Source organism: Staphylococcus sp. HMSC34G04, from assembly GCF_001838765.1.
Classification (GTDB): domain Bacteria; phylum Bacillota; class Bacilli; order Staphylococcales; family Staphylococcaceae; genus Staphylococcus; species Staphylococcus epidermidis.
In genome coordinates, this window is the sequence record NZ_KV838768.1 from 1 (window position 1) to 1,871 (window position 1,871).

The window sequence follows — 1,871 nt, forward strand, 5'->3', positions numbered from 1 at the left end:
CTCAGACTCAGACAGTGATTCAGATTCCGACAAAGATGTTGATAAAGATCATTCCGACAAAGAAGCATTACCACAAACTGGTGAACAATCAAATTCAAATAATGCGACTTTATTCGGATCATTATTTGCTGGCTTAGGATCTTTATTCTTATTCGGTAGACGCCGTAAAAAAGATGCAGATAACAAGTAATATCCAATAAAAATACAATATTCATTAATGGTAAAAGCCAGGTTTAAAAAAACCTGGTTTTTATTATTGTATAAAGAAAACAAGGATTAACAGTTATAAAAGCTATTAATCCTTGTTGTCTTTTTAATTTGAGGCTAGTATATAAATGGATTAATAATTGAGATGTATTTAATAATACATGAAAGTACGCTATTTTATATTGGAGGGGTTTTATGGTTAAAATTTGTAATTATGATTTTTAACAGAAGACTTATAGAAGAAGGCCGAGATATCTATGGTATTGCCTATACTCAAAACATTCTCTCGGGTCGTTATAAAAACTTAATTATATGGTATTTAAAAGAAAAAGATAGACGCTATAAGCAAATCAAGAAATTTTTGGAAAGTATTTCTCAATGCTCATTAACTAAGCAACTTAGAGAATTAGAAGATGATAACATTATAAGTAGAACTGTTTATCCAGAAGTTTCTCCAAAAGTTATTTATGCTTTAACAGAAAAAGGAAAAGACTTAATCCCTATCATAGACATGGTGGAAAATTAAGGAAAGAAATATGGAGAGCAGTTAAACAATGATAGTTAAACGCAATATGTGTTAATAGCAAAACAACGTACCATATTAAAGTACATTGTTTTTTCTTATTTATTAAGTGAAATCATTCTCAAATACTAAATAAAGTGACAGTTACTGGCACTTCAACAACTTCATTTGTATGATTCGGGTGTACCATAAACGAACGTTTTTTTCATATCTTATTTTTTCACTAAAAATAAATAGAAAAGAGCAGAAAATATAAATAGAATCATGAATAATGAACTAGCTAATAAAGCACCTGTTGCTTGCTCATTATAAAGTCCTTTTATTATATATAGTATAGCTGTAACAGAAAAAGTGATGATCATTGCAGCAAAGAAAACTATTGTTAGAAATCCTATGACGCTTTCTATCTCTATTCATCCCTTTATATATACTAATTTTGCATTCCTACACACTATGATGTTATAATACATTCAACGAAGATTATATGCATATATGCACCAATCCCCTCACTATTTGTGGTAGTGAGGGGATTTTTGATGCGGCTTAACGTCGCCTTCTATTTATTGCGTTTACTATTAAGCCAGTAAGTAAAGTACGCAACTGCACAGCCACTAATGACTGGTGCAATGATGTAAACGAAGATCATAAGCATATTAAGCACCTCCTTCCGTCGAAAATACCGCCGGAAGTTAAGGCGACTCCATTATTATATCACCTGTAGCTTTTGAAGCATATCCAGTTCTGATAAGTCAACTTATATTGTATTTTAAAACAGTCTGATATCTCCTTATACTACTACGTTTTAATCTTCTTTATCACAATTACATTTATAATAACCATAATAACGATCTATATCATTACTTCTATTGATATTAATAGTTGCTTGAATAAGTATGGTGAAATTCAAAGTGTACAATGAAATCATTGAAAAAATAATAAATCCAGGGTTTGTAATAACACTATAAGACAAAGATATAGTAGTACTATATATAAATGGTACCAAAATCATACCTGTAATCCATTTTTTACTTACTATTTTAAAGAATATTTTGATAGGTTTGCTATGTATATAAATCACTTCGTTCATTTTTGCGTCTAACGCTTTATCATGGTTCTGTTGCAAAGTTGAATTTATAGTATA

The 1,871-nt window shown here is 29.8% G+C and carries 4 protein-coding genes; 2 read left to right on the top strand and 2 right to left on the bottom strand.

Annotation, left to right across the window (positions count from 1 at the left end; all coding sequences use genetic code 11):
• Positions 1-190 (top strand): LPXTG cell wall anchor domain-containing protein (locus HMPREF3241_RS11290; RefSeq protein ID WP_141763192.1); only part of this gene is annotated, 190 nt, incomplete at its 5' end.
• 162 nt (positions 191-352) lie between these two features.
• On the top strand, positions 353-733 hold the full coding sequence (locus HMPREF3241_RS11295) for a winged helix-turn-helix transcriptional regulator (protein ID WP_002445890.1): 381 nt from the start codon (positions 353-355) through the stop codon (positions 731-733).
• Positions 734-1,286: 553 nt separating this feature from the next.
• Here the strand turns inward: HMPREF3241_RS11295 and HMPREF3241_RS12870 are convergent.
• A complete protein-coding gene (locus tag HMPREF3241_RS12870; protein ID WP_002495832.1) occupies positions 1,287-1,382 on the bottom strand; it encodes a type I toxin-antitoxin system Fst family toxin in 96 nt (31 codons plus the stop codon).
• A 150-nt stretch (positions 1,383-1,532) separates the two neighbouring features.
• A partial coding sequence (locus HMPREF3241_RS13035; protein WP_176744857.1) for a hypothetical protein occupies positions 1,533-1,871 on the bottom strand: 339 nt, incomplete at its 5' end.

Coding starts and splice junctions, on each gene's coding strand:
- HMPREF3241_RS11295 (WP_002445890.1), top strand. CDS start 353: ATGTATTTAATAATACATGAAAGTACGCTATTTTATATTGGAGGGGTT.
- HMPREF3241_RS12870 (WP_002495832.1), bottom strand. CDS start 1,382: ATGCTTATGATCTTCGTTTACATCATTGCACCAGTCATTAGTGGCTGT.